Origin of the sequence: Polaromonas sp., assembly GCF_036676035.1 — a bacterium.
Lineage (GTDB): Bacteria > Pseudomonadota > Gammaproteobacteria > Burkholderiales > Burkholderiaceae_C > Polaromonas.
This window is the reverse complement of the sequence record NZ_JAKFDR010000114.1, coordinates 1-21,671: the sequence shown is the minus strand read 5'-3', so window position 1 is coordinate 21,671 and position 21,671 is coordinate 1. Positions and strand designations below refer to the sequence as shown.

At 64.3% G+C, this 21,671-nt stretch carries 23 protein-coding genes and 1 riboswitch; of the genes, 4 read left to right on the top strand and 19 right to left on the bottom strand.

Going from position 1 to position 21,671, the window contains the following annotated elements:
• Positions 1-19: 19 nt before the first annotated feature.
• From V6M61_RS17495 to V6M61_RS17450, 10 genes are all read right to left on the bottom strand, one after another.
• Positions 20-1,312 carry a TRAP transporter large permease gene (locus tag V6M61_RS17495; protein ID WP_332777871.1) on the bottom strand — a complete coding sequence of 431 codons (1,293 nt, stop codon included), beginning with the start codon at positions 1,310-1,312 and terminating at the stop codon, positions 20-22.
• An 82-nt stretch (positions 1,313-1,394) separates the two neighbouring features.
• Positions 1,395-1,907, bottom strand: a complete 513-nt coding sequence (locus tag V6M61_RS17490; protein ID WP_332777870.1) for a TRAP transporter small permease — start codon at positions 1,905-1,907, stop codon at positions 1,395-1,397.
• Between the two features lie 21 nt (positions 1,908-1,928).
• On the bottom strand, positions 1,929-2,894 hold the full coding sequence (locus V6M61_RS17485; protein WP_332777869.1) for a TRAP transporter substrate-binding protein: 966 nt from the start codon (positions 2,892-2,894) through the stop codon (positions 1,929-1,931).
• Between the two features lie 38 nt (positions 2,895-2,932).
• Positions 2,933-3,829 carry an L-threonate dehydrogenase gene (ltnD, locus tag V6M61_RS17480; RefSeq protein WP_332777868.1) on the bottom strand — a complete coding sequence of 299 codons (897 nt, stop codon included), beginning with the start codon at positions 3,827-3,829 and terminating at the stop codon, positions 2,933-2,935.
• Between the two features lie 224 nt (positions 3,830-4,053).
• Entirely contained in the window at positions 4,054-4,830 is a 777-nt protein-coding gene (locus V6M61_RS17475) for a FadR/GntR family transcriptional regulator (RefSeq protein ID WP_332777867.1), read from the bottom strand.
• 55 nt (positions 4,831-4,885) lie between these two features.
• Entirely contained in the window at positions 4,886-6,262 is a 1,377-nt protein-coding gene (gene chrA / locus V6M61_RS17470; protein ID WP_332777866.1) for a chromate efflux transporter, read from the bottom strand.
• The gene (locus V6M61_RS17465; RefSeq protein WP_332777865.1) at positions 6,259-7,155 is read right to left on the bottom strand and encodes a chromate resistance protein ChrB domain-containing protein; all 897 of its coding nucleotides are present in this window, start codon (positions 7,153-7,155) and stop codon (positions 6,259-6,261) included. Before V6M61_RS17465 ends, chrA begins: the two co-directional genes overlap by 4 nt.
• A 291-nt stretch (positions 7,156-7,446) precedes the next feature.
• The gene (gene metW / locus V6M61_RS17460) at positions 7,447-8,055 is read right to left on the bottom strand and encodes a methionine biosynthesis protein MetW (protein ID WP_332777864.1); all 609 of its coding nucleotides are present in this window, start codon (positions 8,053-8,055) and stop codon (positions 7,447-7,449) included.
• Positions 8,052-9,218 carry a homoserine O-succinyltransferase MetX gene (gene metX, locus V6M61_RS17455; RefSeq protein WP_332777863.1) on the bottom strand — a complete coding sequence of 389 codons (1,167 nt, stop codon included), beginning with the start codon at positions 9,216-9,218 and terminating at the stop codon, positions 8,052-8,054. The genes metW and metX overlap by 4 nt, the downstream gene beginning before the upstream one ends.
• Positions 9,219-9,365: 147 nt before the next feature.
• The gene (locus V6M61_RS17450) at positions 9,366-9,932 is read right to left on the bottom strand and encodes a TMEM165/GDT1 family protein (RefSeq protein WP_332777862.1); all 567 of its coding nucleotides are present in this window, start codon (positions 9,930-9,932) and stop codon (positions 9,366-9,368) included.
• Between the two features lie 3 nt (positions 9,933-9,935).
• Positions 9,936-10,116, bottom strand: a riboswitch (yybP-ykoY riboswitch).
• Positions 10,117-10,561: 445 nt separating this feature from the next.
• On the opposite strand from V6M61_RS17450, the gene V6M61_RS17445 reads away from it, so the two are divergent.
• Positions 10,562-11,776, top strand: a complete 1,215-nt coding sequence (locus V6M61_RS17445) for an ammonium transporter (protein ID WP_332777861.1) — start codon at positions 10,562-10,564, stop codon at positions 11,774-11,776.
• Between the two features lie 42 nt (positions 11,777-11,818).
• On the opposite strand, the gene V6M61_RS17440 is transcribed toward V6M61_RS17445, so the two are convergent.
• The 5 genes from V6M61_RS17440 to V6M61_RS17420 all read right to left on the bottom strand — a co-directional run bounded on the left by V6M61_RS17440 (position 11,819) and on the right by V6M61_RS17420 (position 15,886).
• Positions 11,819-13,207, bottom strand: coding sequence for an esterase/lipase family protein (locus V6M61_RS17440; RefSeq protein WP_332777860.1), 1,389 nt, complete (start codon positions 13,205-13,207; stop codon positions 11,819-11,821).
• A 152-nt stretch (positions 13,208-13,359) separates the two neighbouring features.
• Positions 13,360-13,833, bottom strand: a complete 474-nt coding sequence (locus V6M61_RS17435; RefSeq protein ID WP_332777859.1) for a DoxX family protein — start codon at positions 13,831-13,833, stop codon at positions 13,360-13,362.
• The gene (locus tag V6M61_RS17430) at positions 13,830-14,690 is read right to left on the bottom strand and encodes an HvfC/BufC family peptide modification chaperone (RefSeq protein WP_332777858.1); all 861 of its coding nucleotides are present in this window, start codon (positions 14,688-14,690) and stop codon (positions 13,830-13,832) included. Before V6M61_RS17430 ends, V6M61_RS17435 begins: the two co-directional genes overlap by 4 nt.
• The gene (gene bufB / locus V6M61_RS17425; protein WP_332777857.1) at positions 14,687-15,568 is read right to left on the bottom strand and encodes an MNIO family bufferin maturase; all 882 of its coding nucleotides are present in this window, start codon (positions 15,566-15,568) and stop codon (positions 14,687-14,689) included. The genes V6M61_RS17430 and bufB overlap by 4 nt, the downstream gene beginning before the upstream one ends.
• Positions 15,569-15,580: 12 nt before the next feature.
• Complete coding sequence (locus V6M61_RS17420) at positions 15,581-15,886, bottom strand: BufA1 family periplasmic bufferin-type metallophore (protein WP_332777856.1); 306 nt, start codon at positions 15,884-15,886, stop codon at positions 15,581-15,583.
• A gap of 204 nt (positions 15,887-16,090) precedes the next feature.
• Between V6M61_RS17420 and V6M61_RS17415 the strand changes: the two genes are divergently transcribed.
• The 3 genes from V6M61_RS17415 (at position 16,091) to V6M61_RS17405 (ending at position 17,983) form a co-directional block, all read left to right on the top strand.
• Positions 16,091-16,654 (top strand): sigma-70 family RNA polymerase sigma factor, encoded by a 564-nt coding sequence (locus V6M61_RS17415; protein ID WP_332777855.1) that lies wholly within the window; start codon positions 16,091-16,093, stop codon positions 16,652-16,654.
• A gap of 26 nt (positions 16,655-16,680) precedes the next feature.
• The gene (locus tag V6M61_RS17410; protein WP_332777854.1) at positions 16,681-16,893 is read left to right on the top strand and encodes a zf-HC2 domain-containing protein; all 213 of its coding nucleotides are present in this window, start codon (positions 16,681-16,683) and stop codon (positions 16,891-16,893) included.
• Positions 16,894-17,551: 658 nt separating this feature from the next.
• The gene (locus tag V6M61_RS17405) at positions 17,552-17,983 is read left to right on the top strand and encodes an RNA recognition motif domain-containing protein (RefSeq protein WP_332777853.1); all 432 of its coding nucleotides are present in this window, start codon (positions 17,552-17,554) and stop codon (positions 17,981-17,983) included.
• Positions 17,984-18,184: 201 nt separating this feature from the next.
• On the opposite strand, the gene V6M61_RS17400 is transcribed toward V6M61_RS17405, so the two are convergent.
• From V6M61_RS17400 to V6M61_RS17385, 4 genes are all read right to left on the bottom strand, one after another.
• Positions 18,185-18,961, bottom strand: a complete 777-nt coding sequence (locus V6M61_RS17400) for an SDR family oxidoreductase (protein WP_332777852.1) — start codon at positions 18,959-18,961, stop codon at positions 18,185-18,187.
• Between the two features lie 21 nt (positions 18,962-18,982).
• On the bottom strand, positions 18,983-19,666 hold the full coding sequence (lptC, locus tag V6M61_RS17395) for an LPS export ABC transporter periplasmic protein LptC (protein ID WP_332777851.1): 684 nt from the start codon (positions 19,664-19,666) through the stop codon (positions 18,983-18,985).
• Entirely contained in the window at positions 19,663-20,271 is a 609-nt protein-coding gene (locus V6M61_RS17390; RefSeq protein WP_332777985.1) for a KdsC family phosphatase, read from the bottom strand. Before V6M61_RS17390 ends, lptC begins: the two co-directional genes overlap by 4 nt.
• Positions 20,272-20,519: 248 nt before the next feature.
• Positions 20,520-21,512, bottom strand: a complete 993-nt coding sequence (locus V6M61_RS17385) for a KpsF/GutQ family sugar-phosphate isomerase (protein WP_332777850.1) — start codon at positions 21,510-21,512, stop codon at positions 20,520-20,522.
• Positions 21,513-21,671 lie beyond the last annotated feature (159 nt).

Sequence of the window (21,671 nt, the reverse complement as noted above, 5' to 3'; positions counted from 1 at the left end):
AAAGCAAAGCCGGCATCGGCTACTTGAAGCCCAGGGCATGGGGCAGCCAGTTGCTGACGGCCGGCACGAAGGTCAGGATCATCAACACCACGCCATGCGCCCAGAGAAAAGGCTTGAGTTCGCGCGTCAAGTCCGCCAGCGGCACACGCGAGACGTTGGAGGTGACGAACAGCAGCCCGCCCACCGGCGGCGTGATCATCCCGAGCGTCAGGTTGTAGATCACGATCATTGCAAAGTGGATCGGGTCGACCCCGAGCTTGGCCGCCACCGGCGCGAGGATGGGCACCAGCACCATGACGCCGGGCAGCGGCTCGATGAAGATGCCGAACAGCAGCAGGAAGATGTTGGCCACGATCAGGAAGCCCCACACGCCCAGGTGCATGTCGGCGATCCAGTTGGCCACCAGCTGCGGCATGCCCTCGATGGTGAGCACCCAGGCGAACGAGGCCGACATGGCGATGATGATCAGCACCGAGGCGGTGAGCAGCGCCGAGCGCGCCAGGATGTCGGGCACGGCCTTCCATTCGAGCGTGCGGTACACGTACTTGCCGCAGAGCAGGGCGTAGAACACCGCCACCACCGAAGCCTCGGTCGGCGTGAACCAGCCGGCGCGCATGCCGCCCAGGATCACCACCGGCAGCAGGATGGCCGGCAGCGCCTTCCAGGTGGTGCGCAGGATCTCGCTCATCGACGGATGCTCGCCATCGCCGCGGTAGTTGCGACGCTTGGAGACATGCCAGTTCACCACGCACATGGCCGCGGCGATCAGCAGGCCGGGCACCAGCCCGGCCACGAAAAGCGCCCCGACCGAGACGTTGTCGTCCGCCAGCGCATAGATGATCATGATGATGGACGGCGGGATGATGGGGCCCACGATGGCGGTGGAGGCCGTCAGCGCCGCCGCGTAGGAGCGGTCGTAGCCGGCCTTGTCCATCATCTTGATCAGCATCGAGCCGGGGCCGGCCGCATCGGCCAGCGCCGAGCCGGAGATCCCCGAAAAGAAGGTCAGCGACACCACGTTGGTGTAGCCCAGCCCGCCGCGCCGGTGGCCGACGAACTGGCCGGCGAAGCGCAGCAGCACATCGGTGAGCGAGCCGCCGCTCATGAGCTCGGCCGCCAGGATGAAAAACGGCACGGCCATCAGCGGAAAGCTGTCGATGCCGGTGAAGGTTTCCTTCAGCATCACCAGCATCGGGAACTGGGCCGTGAGCAGCAGGGCCGTGACCGTGGACAGGCCCAGCGCGAAGGCCACCGGCACGCCGACGGCCAGGTAGATGCAGGCGGTAATAAGGAGAACAGCGCTGGCGCTCATAAGGCCCCCACGTTTGCCGCCGGGGCGGCTGCACTGCCCCCCGAGGGGGCGCGAGCTTGCTTGAAGCGGTTCTGCGCGGCGCTCATAGTGAAGCACTCGCGTTGGCGTCAAAATGGGCGTCGGCGGCGAATTCACGGCGCAGGATGTAGCCGCGCGCCATCAGCAGCCAGTGGATCAGCATCAGCGCTGCGCCCACGGGCAAGGCGGCATAAATCCAGGCAAACGAGATCTGGGTGGCGGGCGTCTGCTGGTACTGGGTGCGCTCCATGTAGTCCATGCCGAACCAGATGAAGAAGATGAAAAAGCCCAGCAGCAGCAAGGCAATGGCTGCGCGCAGCGCCACCGCCGCCCGGGGCGGCAGCGCGTCCTGCAGGTTCTCGACGGCAATGTGGCCGCCGTAGCGCAGCACCGGGCCGCAGCCCAGGAAGGTAAGCCAGATCATCAGGTGGCGCGCCACTTCCTCGGCCCATTCGATGGACTGGCTGGTGAGGTAGCGCAGCGCGACGTTGGCGAAGATGATGACAGCCATCACCGCCAGCGTCACGATCAGCAGCCAGCGGTTGCTTGCAAGGAAGTAGTGTTCGAAGGTTTTCATGGCGCGCGGCACTGGCCTGCTTTACTTGAAGTCCTGGATGCGGCGGATGTTGTCGGCGCCGAATTCCTTGGCATAGCTTGCATAAGCGGGTTTGAGCGCGTCACGGAAGCTCTGGCCGTCCACCGACTTGACCACGCTCATGCCGTCCTTTTCCAGCTGGGCGATGCCGTTGGCCTCGTCTTCGTTCACTTTCCTGCGCTGCGCCACGGCGGCCTTCTTCGCCGCTTCGTAGAACACCTTCTTGTCAGCCTCGTTCAGCTTGGCCATCAGGCGCGGCGAGGTGATGATCAGGGCCGGGGAATAGACGTGGCCTGTCAGCGACAGGTGCTTTTGGACCTGCACGAACTTGGAAGCCAGGATCACGGGAATCGGGTTCTCCTGGCCGTCCACCGTGCCTTGCTGCAGTGCGCCGAACACCTCGGGGAAGGCCATGGGCGTGGGCTGGATGCCGAAGGCGCGGTAGCCCTCCATGTGCACCTTGTTCTCCATGGTGCGCATCTTCAGGCCGGCCGCATCGGTCGGCTTCACGATGGCCCGCTTGTTGTTGGTCATGTGGCGAAAGCCGTTTTCGGTCCAGGCCAGGGCCACCAGCCCCTTGGCCGGGAACTTGGTGAGCAGATCCTGCCCGATCGGGCCGTCGAGCACCTTGCGTGCATGCTCGTAGTCGCGAAACAGGAAGGGGATGTCCACGACCTTGACCTCGGGCACGAAGTTGCCCACGGGGCCGGTGGAGGTGTTCACCAGGTCCAGCGTGCCCAACTGCACCGCCTCGACCATTTCGCGTTCGCCGCCGAGCGCGCCGCTGGGAAACTGCTGGCACTTGTAGCGGCCCTGGGAGCCCTTGTCGATCTCTTCGCAAAAGGCGTTGGTGCCCACGCCATAGTGCGACGTCGCCGTGGTGGCGTAGCCGATTTTCACAACGGTTTGCGCCTGCGCGGCGCACAGTGCGGCGGCGGCCAGCCCGGCGGCCAAGGTTTTGATCTTCATGGTGAATGTCTCCTGTGGTTAAAAAAATGGACGTTCGCTCAGCGCCTGGGTGGCGGCAGCTCGACGCCCGGGAAAATCTTGATCACCGCGCTGTCGTCCTCACGCGCGAAGCCTGCGGTGGACGCCTGCATGAACATCTGGTGCGCGGTGGACGACAAGGGTAAAGGAAATTTGCTGGCGCGTGCCATGTCGAGCACCAGCCCCAGGTCCTTGACGAAGATGTCCACCGCCGACAGCGGCGTGTAGTCGCCGGCCAGCACGTGGGCCATGCGGTTCTCGAACATCCAGCTGTTGCCGGCACTGTTGGTGATCACTTCGTACAGCGCCTGCGAGTCCACGCCTTCACGCAGCCCCAGGGCCATGGCTTCGGCCGCGGCGGCGATGTGCACGCCGGCCAGCAGCTGGTTGATGACCTTGACCTTGCTGCCCGCGCCTGCGCAGTCGCCCAGGCGATAAACCTTGCCGGCCATGGCGTCGAGCACGTCGCCGGCCCGTTCATACGCGGCGGGCCGGCCTGAACTCATGACGGTCATCTGGCCGGCCGCGGCCTTGGCCGCGCCGCCGGAAATCGGGGCGTCCACGTAATGAATGCCGAGCTCGTGAAGCCGCGCCTCCGTCGCGATCGACCAATGGGGATCGACGGTCGAGCACATCACGAACACGCTGCCCGGCTTCATGGCGGACGCGGCGCCCTGCTCGCCATACAACACGTTTTCCGTTTGGGCGGCGTTGACCACCACCGAAACCACGACCTCACAGGCCGCGGCCAACTGCGCCGGGCTGCTGCAGGCCACGCCGCCTTCGGCCACGAAGTCTTGCACCGCCTGCGCACGGACATCGCACACATGCACCGCATAGCCGGCGCTCCTCAAAGTCTGGGCGATGCCCCGGCCCATCGCGCCCAGGCCGATGACACCCACGTTGGTCTTGTTCATTGGTTCTCAATCCGTTTTGATGTTGGCGAAGGCCATTGCCTTGCGCCAGGTGGCTGCTTTGGCGGCCAGGATCAGCGGGCTGATTTTTTTCATGGCCTCGCCTGTCGTTGGCAGCGTTTCGCAAACCGCTTCCGTTGTCTAAATTCGTATGGTTATCATACAAATTTACGGAACCATCCCTCTCGGGGTTTTCCCCGATGGCGGCGGCGGGCGCCTGGCGCGCTTCAGGCGCTGGGACGCAGGCCCGTGACCAGCGGGCGCGCCAGCTGTACGCCCTCCTCGGGCCAGAAGGCCGGGTCGGCCTGCTCGATGCGCTTGATGGCATTGTCCATGTGGCGCGCCGCCGATCGCCGCGCCGCGGCGACGTCGCCGGCCTCGATCGCCTGGGAAATCTGTTCGTGCTCGTCGGCCACCTGCTTGGCGAAGTCGGCGCGCCGCGCTTCGTTGGCCCGGGTGACGCGCGTGGCCCCTTGCAGAAACTGGCCCAGGTACTCGAGCGTGCCGATGAGGAAGGGATTGCGAGCCGCCTCGGCGATGGCGCGGTGAAACTTGACGTCCTCGTTCACACCGTCGCCGCCGGCGTGCACGGCCTTTTCCAGCGCGGCGATAGCCTGGCGAATGCGCTTGACGTCGGCCTGCGTGCGCCGCTGGGCGGCGAGTGCGGCGACCTCGGCTTCCAGCGCCCGTCGCACTTCGACCATCTGGATCACCGCCTGCTTGGACACCGCGTAGCGGGCGTCGAAGTTCAGCGGCGAAAAGCCCGCGTCCTTCACGTACACGCCGCTGCCCTGCCTCGAGTCAACAAGCCCGAGCGACTTCAGCCGCGAAACCGCCTCCCTGACCACCGTGCGGCTGACCGAAAACTGCTCGCCTAGCACGGCTTCGGTCGGCAGCTTGTCGCCCACCGTGAGGCGGCCCGCGCGAATCTCTGCGGCGAGCGTATCGGCAACCCGGTCCGAGAGATGGGCGCCGGGCGTGATGGACTTGAAGTGGCGAGTCATATGAAATCGAAATTTATCATACAACTTTAACCCACCGGCCGGGCAAACTCCTGGCTCAAGCCCAAGCCGACAGCCGCAGCGCCAAGCCAACCAGCGCGCAGCCCGCAATCACCGGAATCACCCCCACCTTGTAACGCAGCAGCGCGACGCCTGCCGCCACCATGATGGCCAGCGCGGGCCACTCCACATTGGAAAGAAAACCGGCTGCAGCCCCCGTTTTGAAAGCGATATGCGCTATGAAAAACAGAGCAAGACTGGCAATGACCCCGACCACCGCGGCGGTGATGGCGGCCAGCGGCGCCGTGAAATGCAGCTTCCCGTGGGTTGACTCCACCAACGGCCCGCCGGCCAGGATGAACAGAAACGAAGGCAGGAAGGTGAACCAGGTCACCACCGTGGCCGCCAGCGCCGCGCCAAGGAACAGCGCCTCGGGCCCCAGCACCTGCTTGGCCCAGCCGCCCACGAAACCGACAAAGGCCACCACCATGATCAGCGGGCCGGGCGTGGTTTCGCCCAGCGCCAGGCCGTCGATCATCTGTGGACCGGTGAGCCACTGGAACTGCTCCACCGCCCCCTGGTAAACATAGGGCAGCACCGCGTAGGCTCCGCCGAAAGTCAGCAACGCCGCCTTGGTGAAGAACCAGCCCATTTGCGTGAGCGTACCGTTCCAGCCCTGCGCGGCCAGCAGCACGCCCATTGGGGCCAGCCAAAGAACGGCGCCAATCGCCAGCACCGTGGCCAGCCGCGATTTCTTGAAGCGTGCATGCTCGGGTGTGGGGGTGTGGTCGTCGATCAGCGCCGGGCTGTGCGCCGCCTGCGCCGTCCCGTGCGCGCCCCCGGCGGCAAACTGCCCGGGCGCGAACTTCGCGCACAGCCAGCCGGTCAGCGCCGCACCCAAAACAACCCACGGAAAGGGCACGTGCAGCGCCGCAATTGCTATGAAACTGATAGCTGCCACCGCCCAGGGAATGGGGGCTTTGGCCGGATTTTTCAATGACTTGCCGCCTATCCGGTGAACTGCCTGCAAGACAATCGCCGCCACCGCCGGCTTGATGCCGTAGAACAGACCGGCAACCAGCGCCACGTCGCCAAAGGCCACGTAGATCCAGCTCAGCGCGATCAGAATGAACAGCGAGGGCAGCACAAACAGGGCGCCCGCCACCACGCCACCCCAGGTGCGGTGCATCAGCCAGCCAATGTAGGTGGCCAGCTGCTGCGCCTCGGGTCCGGGCAGCAGCATGCAGTAGTTCAGCGCATGCAGAAAGCGTTTTTCCGAGATCCAGCGTTTTTGCTCCACCAGTTCGCGGTGCATGATGGCAATTTGCCCGGCGGGCCCGCCGAAGCTGATGAAGCCCAGCTTGAGCCAGAACCTGAACGCCTGCGCAAAGCTCACCACAGAAGGGGCGAGGACGGTTTGAGGGCTATCGCTCACGCTGCGTACCCTTTCACTTGCATGGTCTCGGGCTTCCAGCTGTGCGTCTCGGCCTGCACGTCCCGGCACCAGGCATACAGCGCGTCATACAGCGGAAGAGCCGCCTGCAGCATGGCGTGGTCGTCCTCATGCAGGCGCGACAAGCCCAGCGACAAGGCCAGCAAGCCGGCGGATTGCGGCGCCAGTTCCAGCCTGTCGGTGTCTGCGCCGCGCACAATGCCAGCCAGCGCCCCCAATGCCGGATCGCTCAACTCAAACGCCCGCAGCAGGGTGTCAAAGCTGCACAGCTCGCCCTCGTGCGAGACCGGCGCGCCCGGAATGTCGTAAGCCACCGCTCCCAGACGCGCTGCCTCTTCAAACACCTTGGCCGTGGGCACATAGAAAAACTCCGCACGCGGATCGATAAAACGGCGTATCAACCAGGGGCAGGCGATGCGGTCGATCTTGGGGCGTTCGCGCGTGATCCAGCGCGAAGCCTGCTCACCGGTGACGCCCCAATCGGGCCGCTTGAGCACGGTGGGCAGGCGATGCGCACGCCACTGCGCGATGTCTTGCGGTGTATCCACGCCGTCTTCGCCACCCGCTATGCCACCGGCCAGCGCGCGTGCGTTCCAGCCCGCCGCACGCAGTATGGCCACGGCATCGGCGCTGACATTGTGGCCATAGACACAGTAAACAACCACCTCGCAAGGCGGCTGTGAGACCGCAAAGGCCGCCACGTCTTCGGGTGCGCAACGTCGCGCGCCAGCCAGCAGGTGCCGACTTTCAAGGAATTTGGCCTCGCGTCGCACATCGAGCAGCAACGGGGCATCCGCGCGGCCCATGCGGACGGCGAGCTCTTGCGGTGAAATAGAAAGCGGAAGAGAAGAAACAGGAATGAAAGAGGTGTCCACGGAAAATACTCCAAGTCAATTGCCAGCGCTTGGACGGGACACCGTCTATCTGTGAAGAGTCGGGAGGCTGAAATCCCGATGCCCGAATAGTAGCACCAGCGCCGACGGTCCGCCATCCCCTGCCCCCACGCTTTTCACTTCGTGTAATGCGCTGGACGTGCCGCTGCCAGACGCAGCGGCTCTTCCGTCCGTCCAAGCCTGCGCAGGCAGGCTTGGAGCCGCGGACGTCAGCCCCTCGGGGGCTGTGCTTGCTCGGGGCGGCCCTTCGCGGCGCCAGCCCGAATGACGGCATCAAGCGCGGCGGAACTTGAAGACCGCGCGGCTGGCACGGGCATTCGGCCAGAAGCGGATCTCCCGGCCATCCTGCAGGCCAAACGAGTCCAGGATCTGCAGCTGGTTTTGCAGCGCCAGCGCTTCAAAGTCCTGCAGCGTGCCGACACGGATATTGGGGGTGTCGTACCACTGGTAGGGCAGCACCTTGGTCACCGGCATGCGCCCGCGCAGCACGGCCAGGCGGTTCGGCCAGTGGGCGAAGTTGGGGAAAGCCACCACGCCGATGCGCCCGACGCGGGCGGTTTCGCGCAGCATGATTTCGGCATTGCGCAGGTGCTGCAGCGTATCGATCTGCAGCACCACGTCGAACGAGTCATCGCCAAACATGCTCAGCCCCTCGTCGAGGTTGAGCTGGATCACGTTGACGCCGCGCGCCACGCAAGCCTGCACATTGGCATCGTTGATCTCGATGCCATAGCCCGAGCAGCCGCGCTCGCGGATCAGGTGGGCCAGCAGCTCGCCGGTGCCGCAACCCAGATCGAGCACGCGCGAGCCGGGCGGCACCAGCCGGGCGATGGACAGCAGAGCCGCCGAGGGCTGTGCGTTAATTTCAACAGACTGGTTCATGCGGCCACCTTGCTCTTAAAATAGGAGCGCACCACGCCCAGATAGCGGGGGTCATCGAGCAAAAAGGCATCATGACCGTGCGGCGCATCGATCTCGGCGTAGCTCACATCGTGCTGGTTGTCGAGCAGGGCCTTGACGATCTCGCGGCTGCGCGCGGGAGAAAACCGCCAGTCGGTGCTAAAGCTCACCAGCAGGAATTTGGCGCGGGCCACCGCCAGCGCGCGGGTCAGGTCGCCGCCAAAGTCCTTGGCCGGGTCAAAGTAATCGAGCGCGCGGGTGATCAGCAAATAGGTGTTGGCATCGAAGTACTCGCTGAACTTGTCGCCCTGGTAGCGCAGGTAGCTTTCGATCTGGAATTCGACCTCTTGGGTGGTATAGCGGATATCGTCGTCGTTGCTCACCGTGCCATCGGCCGCCACCAGGCTTCTGAGCTTGCGGCCAAACTTTTCATTCATCACGTCGTCACTGAGGTAGGTGATGTGGCCAATCATGCGGGCGATGCGCAGGCCGCGCTTGGGCAGCACGCCGTGGCGGTAAAAATGGCCGCCGTGAAAATCGGGGTCGGTCACGATGGCGCGGCGCGCCACCTCGTTGAAAGCAATGTTTTCGGCCGTCAGGTTGGGCGCGCTGGCCACCACCACGGCGTGCCGCACCCGGTCCGGGTACTGCAAGGTCCAGCTCAGGGCCTGCATGCCGCCCAGGCTGCCGCCCATCACCGCGGCCAGCGTCTGGATGCCCAGCGCATCCAGCAGGCGCGCCTGCGCATTGACCCAGTCCTGCACCGTGACCACGGGAAAGTCGGCGCCATAGATTTCACCGCTGTCCGGGTTGATCTGCATCGGCCCGGTCGAGCCAAAGCAGGAGCCCAGGTTGTTGACACCGATGACGAAAAACTGCTCGGTGTCCACCGGTTTGCCGGGGCCAATCATGGTGTCCCACCAGCCTTCGGATTTGTTAATGGCCGTGCCGCGTTCGTCCAGGTAGACGCCCGCCACATGGTGGGAGGCATTCAACGCGTGGCAGATCAGCACCGCATTGGACTTGTCGGCATTGAGCGTGCCGTAGGTCTCGTAACTCAGGTCGTAGGCACGGATGGACGCGCCACTTTGCAGCGGCAGGGCCTGCGCGAAATGCATGGTCAAGGGTGTTGCGACTAAAGTCAAAAAATCACCTGTAGAAAAACAAAAACCCGGCTTCGCTAAAGCGAGTCCGGGTCCATGGCGTCGTCTTTAGCTGTACTTTTTAAGCGCCCGCAAGCTGAGCAAATCGGCGCTGTGCCAAGTATAGCAACTTGGCCCGAGATTCCTGACTCAGGCTGCTTTGAGCAGCAACGCAGTGACACCCAGCCCGGCAAAAATCAGCGCCGAAACGCTGTGCACCACGCGCAGCGGCAGCAGGCGCGTGACCCGCTCACCCAGCCACACCACCGGCGCATTGGCCAGCATCATGCCCAGGGTGGTGCCGGCCACCACGCCCGCATAGGCTTCATACTGCGCGGCCAGCATGACGGTGGCAATCTGGGTTTTGTCACCCATTTCCGCGAGAAAAAACACCGCAACCGTGGTGCCGAACACGCCAAAACGGGGCGGCGGCTTCTCAGCGTCGCTATCGAGCTTGTCAGGAGTCAGCATCCACAACGCCATGGCGATGAAAGAGGCCCCCAAAATCCAGCGCAAAACCTGCGGGCCGATGAAGGTGGTGACCCAGGCGCCGAGCGCACCGGCCATGGCGTGGTTGGCCATGGTGGCAACCAGGATGCCGAGGACGATGGGCCAGGGTTTGCGAAACCGTGCGGCCAGCACCAGCGCGAGAAGTTGCGTTTTGTCGCCCATTTCGGCGAGGGCAACGATGCCGGTGGAGACGAGGAAAGCTTGCATGAAAAGACTCCGGCCGGAACAAAACCCATGACTGCACGGCATCCCCGGCCTGAAGCGGAAGGCTGTGCAGTCAAAGGTCTCGCGTGATCCGAAGACCGCTTGCGCCATGTCCATGCGAGACAAGTCTGTTGACGCAAGCCCCTTTCAACGCGTGAAAGGCTGGCTACTCCCCAATGACAGCACGCATTGTAAGCGCCGGCGTTTGGGCTTCGCCCGGCAAGGCCGTCACGCGATCCTGGGCAGATTTTTTGGCGGCGAGGCTTTCTTCCGTATTTATCTTTAATCTTCTTATTTAAATTAGTAGTAGTAATAAGGACCGTCGCTTTCTGTGCATATCCTTATTTTTCCCTTATTAATCAAGCACTTGACCATTGTTTAACCTTGTGTTTAGTGTCCAGCCAAGTCCCCTGCCCAACATGAACAACTTTGGTTTGCCAGTGTTTTCTGTGGATAAGTCCTGGCTTGCTCAAAAGTTATACCCACCGTTATCAAGTGCGTTTCGCGCGCAAGCTTGATGGAGAAACCGCCTGCCGCCACTTTTTGGCGCATTTATTGCTTGTATTTGGTGCGATTTTCAAAATCAGTCAAAAAACGCACCAAAAGACAACATTTCATTCAAGAGGGAATCTATGGAAGCACTAAAACAGGGCTCGGACGCCTTGTTCATTCTGCTGGGCGGCATCATGGTGCTGGCCATGCACGCCGGTTTTGCCTTTCTGGAGCTGGGCACGGTCCGCAAAAAGAACCAGGTCAATGCCCTGGTCAAGATTCTGGTGGACTTCTCGGTCTCCACCGTGGTCTATTTTGTGGTCGGCTACGGCGTGGCCTATGGCACCAGCTTTTTTGTCGGCGCCGAGCAGCTGGCCGCCAAAAACGGCTACGAGTTGGTCAAGTTCTTCTTTTTGCTGACCTTTGCGGCCGCCATTCCGGCGATTATTTCGGGCGGTATTGCCGAACGCGCCCGTTTTTACCCACAACTGATTGCAACAGCGGTCATCGTCGGCTTTGTCTACCCTTTCTTTGAGGGTATTGTCTGGAACCAGCATTTTGGCGTGCAGGGCTGGATCAAATCGCTGACCGGCGCCGAATTCCATGACTTTGCCGGCTCCATCGTGGTGCATGCGGTGGGCGGCTGGCTGGCCTTGCCGGCCGTGATCCTGCTGGGCGCCCGCAGCAATCGCTACCGCAAGGATGGCGCAGGGCGGGAAGTGATAGCGGCCCACCCGCCCTCCAACATCCCGTTCCTTGCGCTGGGCGCCTGGATTTTGACGGTCGGCTGGTTTGGCTTCAATGTCATGAGCGCCCAGACCATAGACAAGATTTCCGGCCTGGTCGCCGTCAACTCGCTGATGGCCATGGTCGGCGGCACGCTGGCAGCGCTGGTCTTTGGCAAAAACGACCCCGGCTTTGTACACAACGGGCCGCTGGCCGGTCTGGTGGCCGTGTGCGCCGGCTCTGACCTGATGCATCCGCTGGGCGCGCTGGTCACCGGCGGCGTGGCCGGGGGCGTGTTTGTCGTGATGTTCACGCTGACGCAAAACAAATGGAAGATTGACGACGTGCTGGGCGTCTGGCCGCTGCATGGCTTGTGCGGCGCTTGGGGCGGTATCGCGGCTGGCATTTTTGGCAGCCAGGCGCTGGGCGGCCTGGGTGGTGTAAGTTTTGGCGCACAGCTGATCGGCAGTGCCATGGGCGTGGTCTGGGCACTGCTGGCGGGCTTTGTCGTTTATGGTGCGCTCAAGGCAAGCATGGGGCTGCGCCTGAGCCAGGAAGAAGAATTTGACGGCGCCGACCTGTCGGTCCACAAAATCAGCGCCACATCTGAGCGCGAAGCGACCTGGTAGGAACACCGGCCTTGGCGTGCAACAGGGCACGACATGAGTCCACTATTTGCCCTCGGGAGACGGCTGGCGTGACAGCAGCACGTTGAGCAGGTTGTCCTGAAAGTTGATGTTGCTGGTCAGCAAGGCGTGGTCCTCGCACAGGAAGAAGGCATAAGCCACCGGCAGAAAACTGTCCTCGTTCTGCGGCGCGCCGGGGTCCAGCGTCTCGCGCGCCAGCAGGGACGGTTTGGTGACGCGGCCATCGCCGGGCTCTATCATCAGCTCGTCGTAGGGCACACCGGGCCGTGGCGCTGCAATCTCTGATGGCGTGAGTCGCACCGTGTCACGTCCATTGATTTGCTCCACCAGCAACCGTGCCGGCGTCAGATGGCAGCCACCGCCAAAGAGCACGTAGCGCACCGGCGACACCGGTTCGGCCACGGACAACATCCAGGCCAAACGCCGTGCACGCTCCAGCTGGTAAACGAAGTAGCGCTGCCGCACCGGCGCGTCGGCCGCGCCAGCCAGGCTGGGCTCATAAACCGACCAGGCCATGCGCTGCCAGGTTTTGGCGTCGAACAAGTCGTCGTGGCGCGGCTGGCCCGCGATATCCACCAGCCAGTTGTTGAGCGGGTGCGGAAACAGCTGGTAGCCGCTGGCAAAGGTGGCCAGGGTGCGCGGCGAAATACGGCCCCAGATGACCTTTTCGCCACCGATGAAAGCGTGCAATGAGCTGACCGATCCCAGATTGGGCGTGCCCAGCAACACCAGCTTGCGCACCCGCTGGGCCCCGGCCATGCTCACCTGCTGGGGTGTGCCGTCCAGCACATCGCGGGTGCCAAAGCGCAGGTAGTAGCGCGCGATCAGGCCGCCCATGCTGTGCGCCACCACATCGACGCGCAGGGCCGGGTCGGCGTAGTCACGGCGCACGGCCTCGATCAGGCGGTCCAGCTCCCGCACGCTGTGCAAGGTGTCTTGCCGCCAGTCGTAGGACAGCACGTAGTAGCGTCGCTCGCCCTTGCGCGCCGGGGTGCCGGGCTGAGCCCGCGCGTAGCCGCCAAACTGCGTCAGCGTTTGCAGAATCGGGCGGTAAAAATCGCGCCGCAGCGCCTGCTCGGCAATGCCCGAGGCCTCCAGCGGCGAAGGCCGTGGCGCATTGGTGGCCGGATCGATGTCAAGGGCCAACTCCGGGTAGGACGAAAACAGAATGCGCCACCACGGCCCCGGCCAGATTTCTTCGCCGCTGACCCGGTCGCGCAGGCGGGTGCCAAAGGCGCCGGGGATCAGGATGACCGGCGCTGCTTCGGCGTCGGTGGTACTGAGCTGGTAGAGCCGTTTCAGGTCGGGGCGCGGTGACTCGCTGCAGCCCAGCAGGCCCGCCGCCAGCAGCACCGTGCTGCATGCCATGATTGCGAGCCTGTTCGCCAAAGGTGTGCCAGAGTAGCCAGCCATGCGTGCGCTCCTGTTGCGCCTCATTATGGCCAGTTCAACCCGTGGGCGATAGCTAGTCAGGGCCGGCGATCTGCCGATTCATTGCATCAATGGGTAGCTATGCTTTTAATAGCTAATTGCGCCCATCCAATAAGGGCTAGAGGCGTTTTTCCTTAAAGCCTGGTGCCGGACTGGTGCTTCAGCAGACGCGGCGCGATGAACCGGTCCAGCGACCAGGAGCCGCTGCCGTAAATCGCCAGGCCCGCCAGCAGCGCACCCCAAAACACATGCTGCTGCAAGGCCGCCGGCGCGATCTCGCTCAGGCTGATGACGGCCACCACGTTCACCACGGAGAGGCCCAGCGCGGCAAAGCGCCCGCCCAGGCCCAGCACCAGCAGCACGGACAGCCCCAGCTCGCCCGTGGTGCCCATGGCCGCTGCCAGCGCCGGCGGCAGCAGGGGCACATGGTATTCATCGGTAAACAGGGCCAGCGTGGTCTCCCAGTCGCGGGTCTTGGTCAGCCCCGAGAGGAAGAAGACCTGGGCGATGTAGAGCCGGGCGGCCAGGGCTGCTGGCGGCTGCAGGCGGTCCAGCGCGCGGGTGAGGGCGCACCAGAGGTCCAGTGCGCGTTGCAGCAGGGTGTTCATGATGTGCCTCCATTCGCGGTGACGGCCAGCAACAGGCCGCTATGCACCGCCTGCGCCAGCCAGGATGGGAAGTCGAGCGGGCCGGCTCGCTCCAGCGCTGTCGCCAGCGAGCCCCCGCTCCAGCCGCCGCCGGGCCGCCCCAAGGCGGGTTGCGCCCCCTCGGGGGGCAGCGAGGACACGCAGTGTCGAGCGTGGGGGTCTAGCAGCGCCGCCACGAAAGCCGCCTCGCCCGGCTGCGCGGCGCGCACGCGCGGCTTGAAGCCCTGGCGCCAGACCAGCGCGGCCTCGCCCAGGCCGGCGCGCAGGCGCTGGCCGGCTTCCTCGAGCGTGGGCTGGCCCTCCAGGTGCGCCGTGACGATGCTGGCCACCGGGTAAAAACTGTCGACCACGGCCGTGCCGGGCGCCAGCCGCAGAGCCAGCTGCGCGGGCTCGTGCGCCGTCATCAGCGCCAGCGTGGCGAGCTCGGGCTGGGCGTCGGCCGCGCTGGCCGCACGGTGCAGCGCCCATTCCACGCGCGCCACATCGGCCAGATAGGGTTCGTCGGCCAGCTGCGCGCTGACTGCCACGAAGGCCGGCAGGGTCTCGCCCCACAGCGCCAGATCGCCGCGCGGCGGCGGCTGGGCATGCCACAGCGCGCAGGCCAGGGCCTCGAAACTTTCTTCGCCCAGCAGCTGGGCCAGCACCGGGTAAGTCGCCTGCAGGCTGCGCTGAGCCAGCGCATGGCCGTTGCTTTGATAGGCTTTTAGGCCTCTAGCCCAGGCTCCATGGGCATGAGGAGCTATCAATTTGCTAGCTTCCTGCGGTGCACCGAACAGCGCCTGTAACAGGGTCTGCTGCTGTAATGCGAGAGCGCTCATGTCGCCACCTCCGGTTCGGCCAGCTCGCTCGCGATGCGGTCGGCCTGGGCCGCCTCGTCCAGCAGCACGTCCAGCGCGGGCAGTTCGGTGTCCCACTCGATCAGCGTGGGCACGGGGCCGAAGCGTGCCAGCGCATGGCGGTACAGGGCCCAGACCGGCGCGATCACGCGGCTGCCATGGTCGTCAATCACGATGTCGCCGCAGTCCTTGTGGCCGGCAAGGTGGATTTCGGCCACGGCCGCGGCGGGAATCGCGTCCAGCCAGTCGCGGCACTGGGCCAGCGGATCGACGGCCGCGTCCTGCAAGCGTGCATTGAGCGCATTCACATAGATGTTGTTCACGTCCACCAGCAGGCCGCAGCCGGTGCGACTGGCCAGGGCGACGAGGAATTCGGGTTCGGCCATCTCGCTGTTGTTCCAGGCGATGTAGGCCGAGAGGTTTTCCACCGCAATCGCACGCTTGAGCCGGTCCTGCACGCGCTGCACATTGGCGGCCAGCACGTCCAGCGCCTCGCTGTGAAAGGGAATGGGCAGCAGGTCGGCGGCGTGGACGGTCTGACCGCCATAAGCGCCGAGAGGCGCGCGGGCAAAGCAGGCATGGTCGCTCACGCGCAGCGGTTCTATGCGCTGCACCAGGCGCGCCAGTTGCTCCAGATGCCAGGCATCGACGCCGGCGGCCGAACCCAAAGCCAGGCCCACGCCGTGCAGGCTCACCGGATACTGCGCGCGGCCCTGGGCCAGCACGGCCAGCGCCGCGCCGCCTTCGGCAAAGAAGTTCTCGGCGTGGACTTCGATAAAGTCCAGCGCCGGCCGTTGCGGGCCCGCGGCCCGCTCCAGCAGCTCGCCGTAGTGCGGATGACGCCAGCCTATGCCTGCCATGGGAGGCTCCGGTCAGCCCTTCTTGCCTGCGTCTTTTTTCATCATCTCGATTTTTTCCTTGGCCTGGGCGGCAGTCAGCCCTTTCATGCCGGCGCAAGTGCCCTTGGCCACGTATTTCCAGTCGGCAATGTCATTGCTGGCCTTGGTCTGGCCGGCGCAGGAGTGCAGGCCCGAGAAACTGGCGCAGTCGTTCTGGCCTGCCAGGGCCACGCCGTAGCATTTTTCCTTGCCCTTTTCCTGCGCGAGGGCGGGCGTGGCGACCAGCAGGGTGGACAGCAGGGAGGCCGCCGCCGCGGCGATCATGGCTTGTTGGTTCATTTGGATGCTCCTGAAAGTTGAGGTTGGATGTTAACCAGCCCGCGCCTCATGCCGCGGTGCTGGTTAAAGCTTAGTCTGGCCAAACGGCCGCTTCTTACAAGCCGGCTGAACATTTTGCCAACTGTCGGCGCTGCCGCAACCCTTGTTTTTTCAGCATTTCGCCAGCGCGTGTGCGATGATGCGCGCTTAAAACCCCTTAGCGCCATGGCCCTAGAACACCAGATCGCCGAACACCGTGCCTACCTGCTACGCTTTGCGCGCCTGCAGCTGCGCAACGACAGCTGGGCGGAAGATGCGGTGTCGGAAACCTTGCTGGCGGCGCTGTCCAAACCGCAAAGCTTTGGCAACCGCTCCCAGCTCAAGACTTGGCTGATCGGCATTCTCAAGCACAAGGTGGTTGACCTGATCCGCAGCCATGCCCGTGAAGTGGCCACGCCCGACCTCGGGATGGACGACGAGGGCGATGAGCTGGATCGGCTGGCCTTCACGGCCGACGGCCACTTTGCCAGCCCTCCCAACGATTGGGGCGACCCCGACAAGACCTTGCAGCAAAGCCAGTTTTTCCAGGTGCTGGACGCTTGTGTGGAACGCCTGCCGCCCGCGCTGGGCCGGGTGTTTTTGATGCGTGAGTGGCTGGAGTTGTCGTCTGAAGACGTGTGTAAGGAATTGGCCCTGACCCCGACCAATCTTTATGTCCAGCTGCACCGCGCCCGTTTGCGTCTGCAGGAATGCCTGAACATTCACTGGTTTGGCAAACACAGCACCTAAACCCATAACCCATCGGCTCTTTTGGCGTGAAACCGAACATCACTTTGCTAAGACGCACCTGCCGGCAGGCTGTCGCACTGCTGATCGCGCGCGAAGACCGCGCGCTGAGCCTGCCCGATCGCGTCGCCCTGAAGCTGCATCTGCTGGCTTGCAAGGCCTGCCCCAATTTTGAAAACCAGGTGCTGACCATACGCGCAGCCATGGCACGCTGGCGCCATTATTCTGACGATGGGCCGTGATTCGGCCAAGGCGAGCACCTGCCAAGCCCCAGTTTTTAGCCAAATGCCCTTGAATCGGGGCTTGCTTGCTCTGCTTTTTGATGCGCCAGCCAGTGCGCTTGAAAATATTTATGTAAATATTTGCCTTGCCTGACAAGGCGCCGGCGACGGCCTGCACTGCGCAAGCGCTGACAGGCGGCCCGCTGTGGCAAGGCCTTGAAGCTCAGCGCTCGGGCCTTGCCTCAAGACCGTTAGCATCACTGCGTATGTGTGCGCTGACTATCTGGTTTTTATCGACCAAATCAAACTTTAAGGCTCCATGAAAACCATCTGAAGAAACCCTCTTGGCACCCATCAGGGCTTGGTCTGCCCTGGCAACAGGCGGGATTTCACGATGATTTCCCCGGTTCCTGGTGGCATTGCCGGCACCCCAGGCGCCCGCAAAGTGAGGGCTGGCGCGGCTTTAAAAGCAGTTTTGCCGCATCGGCCGGCCGCATTGGTAATAACGATAGTTGCATGCTTTTATCGTATCTGGCGCATAATGCGTAGGGTGTGGATGGCAGCATCCGCACAAGTTAGGTGATCGGTCAGTTTCGCGCGCTACAGCGGTACGTTTAAAGATTTGTTGTGCTTTCGGGACCCCATCGCTTTTGTTTTTGTGTTTTAGAGGAGTCCCTTCATGGGCAACAAACTTTACGTCGGCAACCTGCCTTACTCGGTGCGCGACGAAGACTTGCAACAATCTTTCAGCCAATTCGGCGCTGTCACCAGCGCTAAAGTCATGATGGAACGCGACACGGGTCGCTCCAAAGGCTTTGGCTTTGTGGAAATGGGCAGCGATGCGGAAGCGCAAGCAGCCATCAATGGCATGAACGGCCAGCCTTTGGGCGGCCGCAGCGTGGTCGTGAACGAAGCCCGCCCCATGGAAGCCCGCCCTCCGCGTAGCGGCGGCGGCTTTGGTGGCGGCGGCGGTGGTGGCGGCTACGGTGGTGGTGGCCGCAGTGGCGGCGGCTACGGTGGTGGCGGCGGCAGCGACGGCGGTTTCCGCAGCCCCTACGGCGGCGGTGGCCGCAGTGGTGGCGGTGGCGGCGGTGGTCGCGGCGGCTACTAAGCCCTTACACCCCAAGCTGCTGGCCCATAACGAATAGTTAAGGGCCAGCGACTCCAGCCCCGGCTGGAGTTTGCCTTCAAAGCTTAAAAGGCTTCAAGACCCAGGTTTTGAAGCCTTTTTGCTTTCCGGCCCTTGTGGAGAAGACGCTGACAGCTATTGTTTTTGCAGCACCCATGCCTGTGCACATGGGGCTCCCAAAGATCAGATCTGGTTTTGGCGGTGCTTGCGCGGGCGGCCCGACAGCAGCTTGTCAAACAGGGCATTGGGCAGCAGGCGCAGCAGTTTGGCCACCACGCCCATCTGCCACGGAATCACGCGGTAGCTGGCGCCCGCCGCAATCGCCGCAAAGGCCCGCTCGGCAAAGGCCTCGGGCCGCATCAGGAAATGCATTGAATAGCGGTTTTGCCGCGTCAGCGGCGTGTCGATATAGCCTGGACAGAGGGTGACGACCTTGACGCCACTGGGTTTGAGCTCGCCTCGCAAGCTCTCGCAGTAGCTGATGACCGCCGCCTTGCTGGCGCAGTAGGCGCCGTGCCCCGGCAGGCCGCGTATGCCGGCCACACTGCCAATGCCCACCAGCGCGCCCGAGCCGCGCTGCGTCATCGCCGTCACAAAGGGATGAAAGGTGGCCGCCATGCCCAGGTTGTTGGTGGCAAAGGTTTGCCGCATCACGTCAAGGTCTTCACGCATGGCGGTGTCCACCCCCATGCTGATGCCGGCGTTGGCAATCACCACGTCAGGCACGCCTTGGGCGGCGATGCAGGCACGCCCGGCGGCCACGATGCTGTCCGCGATGGACACATCGGCGCTATAAATTCGATAGCGGCCGGCGCTGATGTTGTGGGCACTGGCCCATGATTCGATCTCCGCAGTGCGACGCGCCACCAGCGCCAGCCGGTAGCCCGCCTGGTGAAAGCGCAGGGCCAGCGCCTGGCCGATGCCGCTGGAGGCGCCGGTGATGAAAACGAGTGGGGACATGCGGATCTGCGGCCCGGCTCGCTAGCGCGCGGGCGGCGGCGCAGTGGCCTTGCCGGCGGCCCTGGGCACCAGGTAGCCCTTGACGCGCCCCTTGAGGTCGGCCACCCGTTCGAGGTTGTCATAGGCAAAGTTGTCGCCGGTGAACTGGTCGCTGCCGCGTATCAAGAGCACCGGCTTGTGCGACTGGACACGTTCCTCGTCCAGGAAGGCGTGCAAAAACTCGCCCCGGAACTCCAGCCGGGGCGTTTCCTTGCCGCTGGCGTCGCGGCTCGCTTCGCGCACCACCACCGCGTTGCCCATCAATTGCACCTCCGAGCCGTCGGCATTGCTCAGCGCGCGGTTGGCGGTCGAGGTGGTCAGCTTGCCTTGTGCACTGATGCTGCGAATGCGGGCCTGGTCGATTTCCAGCGTGTCGGTATCGGGGTAATGGCGGGCCTCGGTTCCGGCGATCTCGCTTTTCAGCCGGCCGGCGTCGTCGAAATTTTTCACGGTGAAGCGGCGCATGAAGTAGTCCAGTTCGTGGGTCGCCTCGGCCGCCACCTCGGGGGTGCTGAATATCGGGGTGTTGCGGACCAGCCAGTACGTGCCCAGCGCCAGCGCGCCCATGAGCACCAGCGGCAGGTACATGGCCAGGCGGTCCCACAAGCGCAGGGCCCGCGCCCACGCGTCCTGCAACACCGCGCCGGCGGAGGCTGCACCGGTCATTGCAGGTACTCCTGCAGCAGGCGGGCATAGTGGCCGCTGGCCACCAGCAGCAGGTCGCACAGCTCGCGCACTGCGCCATGGCCGCCGCGGGCCTGCGTCACGCAATGCGCCACGGCCCGCACTTCGAGGTGGGCGTTGGCCGGCGCGCAGCTCAGCGCCACGCGGCGCATGACCGGCAGGTCCGGCCAGTCGTCGCCCATGGCGGCGGCCTGGCTCCAGTCCAGCCCCAGCGCCTTCAGCGTGATTTCAGCCGCCGGGCGCTTGTCTTCGGTGCCAAAGTGCGCATGGACAATGCCCAGCGCCTTGAGCCGGGCCCGCAGCACCTGGCTGTCGCGCCCGGTGATCACGGCCGGCGTGATGCCGGCCTTTTGCAGCAGCTTCAGGCCATGGCCATCGAGCACATTGAAGCGCTTGAGGGTTTCGCCGGCCGCGGCCGCATCCAGAGGCTGCGTGGTCCGGGCATCGCCCGGCGTGTACTCGCCAAAATACAGGCCACCATCGGTCAGCACGCCGTCGACATCGAAGAAGACGACCTTGACCGGCTGGGCGCGCAGCAGCAACTCCGGCGCAAAGTTCAGCGCGGGAGAGCCTGGGGAAGCATTCAGCGAAGATGCGCAATTTTCCGACGGGCCGCCCCTAGGAAAATTAGCCCCCTCGGGGGGCAGCGAGGACACACCAGTGCCGAGCGTGGGAGGCGAACGCCGCGAAGGGCCGCCCAAGCCAAGTTCAGCCCCCTCGGGGCTGAGGCCCGCGGCTCCAAGCCCGCCTGCGCGGGCTTGGACGGGCTGAAGAGCCGTCGCCTCTGGCGGCGACTCGTCCAGCGCATTACACGAAGTGAAAAGCGTGGGGGCCATTAAATTACTTTTGCCCGCATCAGATCGTTGGTGTTGAGCGCGCCGCACAGCACGCCTGCCTCATCGACCACCAGCACGCTGGTGATGCGCTGCTGCTCCATCAGCGCCACCGCCTCCACGGCCAGCGCACCGGCGCGCAGGGTGTGCGGATTCGGGTGCATCACATCGCCGGCCTTGCTGGCGCGCAGGTCGACGCCTTTTTCGATCAGGCGGCGCAAATCGCCGTCGGTGAAAATGCCCAGCACGCGGCAGGCGTCATCGACCACGGCCGACGCGCCCAGGCCCTTGGCGCTCATCTCGCGCATGAGGTCGGTGAAGCTGGTCCCGGGGCTCACCTGCGGAATCGCGTCGCCGCTGCGCATCACATCGCTGACATGGGTCAGCAGCTTGCGGCCCAGCGCACCGCCGGGGTGCGAGCGGGCAAAGTCCTCTTCCTTGAAACCGCGTGCATCGAGCAGGGCGACCGCCAGCGCATCGCCCATGGCCAGTTGGGCCATGGTGCTGGCCGTGGGCGCCAGGTTCAGCGGACAGGCTTCCTGCGCCACGCTGCTGTCGAGCGTGATGTCGGCATACTGGGCCAGCGTGGACTGGGCGCCGCCGGTGATCGCCATCAGCGGCACGCCCAGGCGCCGCAGCACGGGCAGGATGGCGTTGAGCTCTTCGCTTTCGCCGCTGTTGGAGATCGCCAGCACCACGTCCACCGCCTTGATCATGCCCAGGTCGCCGTGGCTGGCCTCGGCCGGGTGCACAAACATGGCGGGCGTGCCGGTGGAGGCCAGTGTGGCGGCAATCTTGCGGCCGATATGGCCGCTTTTGCCCATGCCCATGACGACCACCCGGCCGCGACAGGCCAGTATGGCCTGCACCACCCGGGCAAACTCCGGGCCGACACGGCCGGCCAGCCCCAGCACGGCGGCGGCCTCTATCTCAAAGGTTTTTTTGGCCAGGGCCAGCGCCTGGCCGGCGTCAAAGTTGGCGGCATCAATACTCATGGGTGCATTCTATAGAGAGGCCGCCGTGCGCAGCGAAGGGCCGCCCCAAGCAAGCACAGCCCCCTCGGGGCTGAGGCCCGCGGCTCCAAGCCCGCCTGCGCGGGCTTGGACGGGCTGAAGAGCCGTCGCCTCTGGCGGCGACTCGTCCAGCGCAGTACA

What these genes read in the sequence shown, in the direction of transcription:
- bufB (WP_332777857.1), bottom strand. Translation starts at nt 15,568, where the DNA reads ATGGCAGGCATAGGCTGGCGTCATCCGCACTACGGCGAGCTGCTGGAG.
- V6M61_RS17415 (WP_332777855.1), top strand. Translation starts at nt 16,091, where the DNA reads ATGGCCCTAGAACACCAGATCGCCGAACACCGTGCCTACCTGCTACGC.
- V6M61_RS17490 (WP_332777870.1), bottom strand. Translation starts at nt 1,907, where the DNA reads ATGAAAACCTTCGAACACTACTTCCTTGCAAGCAACCGCTGGCTGCTG.
- V6M61_RS17450 (WP_332777862.1), bottom strand. Translation starts at nt 9,932, where the DNA reads ATGCAAGCTTTCCTCGTCTCCACCGGCATCGTTGCCCTCGCCGAAATG.
- V6M61_RS17420 (WP_332777856.1), bottom strand. Translation starts at nt 15,886, where the DNA reads ATGAACCAACAAGCCATGATCGCCGCGGCGGCGGCCTCCCTGCTGTCC.
- V6M61_RS17400 (WP_332777852.1), bottom strand. Translation starts at nt 18,961, where the DNA reads ATGTCCCCACTCGTTTTCATCACCGGCGCCTCCAGCGGCATCGGCCAG.
- V6M61_RS17435 (WP_332777859.1), bottom strand. Translation starts at nt 13,833, where the DNA reads ATGAACACCCTGCTGCAACGCGCACTGGACCTCTGGTGCGCCCTCACC.
- V6M61_RS17440 (WP_332777860.1), bottom strand. Translation starts at nt 13,207, where the DNA reads ATGGCTGGCTACTCTGGCACACCTTTGGCGAACAGGCTCGCAATCATG.
- V6M61_RS17495 (WP_332777871.1), bottom strand. Translation starts at nt 1,312, where the DNA reads ATGAGCGCCAGCGCTGTTCTCCTTATTACCGCCTGCATCTACCTGGCC.
- V6M61_RS17405 (WP_332777853.1), top strand. Translation starts at nt 17,552, where the DNA reads ATGGGCAACAAACTTTACGTCGGCAACCTGCCTTACTCGGTGCGCGAC.
- metW (WP_332777864.1), bottom strand. Translation starts at nt 8,055, where the DNA reads ATGAACCAGTCTGTTGAAATTAACGCACAGCCCTCGGCGGCTCTGCTG.
- V6M61_RS17485 (WP_332777869.1), bottom strand. Translation starts at nt 2,894, where the DNA reads ATGAAGATCAAAACCTTGGCCGCCGGGCTGGCCGCCGCCGCACTGTGC.
- lptC (WP_332777851.1), bottom strand. Translation starts at nt 19,666, where the DNA reads ATGACCGGTGCAGCCTCCGCCGGCGCGGTGTTGCAGGACGCGTGGGCG.
- ltnD (WP_332777868.1), bottom strand. Translation starts at nt 3,829, where the DNA reads ATGAACAAGACCAACGTGGGTGTCATCGGCCTGGGCGCGATGGGCCGG.
- V6M61_RS17475 (WP_332777867.1), bottom strand. Translation starts at nt 4,830, where the DNA reads ATGACTCGCCACTTCAAGTCCATCACGCCCGGCGCCCATCTCTCGGAC.
- V6M61_RS17385 (WP_332777850.1), bottom strand. Translation starts at nt 21,512, where the DNA reads ATGAGTATTGATGCCGCCAACTTTGACGCCGGCCAGGCGCTGGCCCTG.
- V6M61_RS17430 (WP_332777858.1), bottom strand. Translation starts at nt 14,690, where the DNA reads ATGAGCGCTCTCGCATTACAGCAGCAGACCCTGTTACAGGCGCTGTTC.
- V6M61_RS17445 (WP_332777861.1), top strand. Translation starts at nt 10,562, where the DNA reads ATGGAAGCACTAAAACAGGGCTCGGACGCCTTGTTCATTCTGCTGGGC.